This window comes from Saezia sanguinis, from assembly GCF_003991585.1.
In the GTDB taxonomy this organism is placed as follows: Bacteria; Pseudomonadota; Gammaproteobacteria; order Burkholderiales; family Burkholderiaceae_C; genus Saezia; species Saezia sanguinis.
This window is the reverse complement of record NZ_PQSP01000110.1, coordinates 1-261: the sequence shown is the minus strand read 5'-3', so window position 1 is coordinate 261 and position 261 is coordinate 1. Positions and strand designations below refer to the sequence as shown.

At 64.0% G+C, this 261-nt stretch carries 1 protein-coding gene; it reads right to left on the bottom strand.

All coding sequences use genetic code 11. The features are described 5' to 3' along the window. Positions 1 to 230, bottom strand: a 230-nt coding sequence (locus CUZ56_RS16390) for a DNA-3-methyladenine glycosylase (RefSeq protein WP_204250957.1), incomplete at its 3' end; no start/stop codon positions are given. Between the last annotated feature and the right edge of the window lie 31 nt (positions 231 to 261).

The window sequence follows — 261 nt, the reverse complement described above, 5'->3', positions numbered from 1 at the left end:
AGGTTCACGCAGCGATGCATGCCGTAAGACAAGTACACGTATATGTGAGAAGGCGGCCCGAACATCACGCGGGCGCGCGGGGTTGGCCCACGAAAGGCATGGGATGCTGGGTCGTCGAGTCCCATGTACGCCTCGACTTCGGTGAGACGGATCCCCACCGGGCCGCGCCAGATCGTTGCCCCGAGTAGGAGCGGGGCGACCTCGATAGCGGGAGCCGAGAGGTCGATCATGCCTTGGTGTCGCACAGGAAGTGGCACGCAG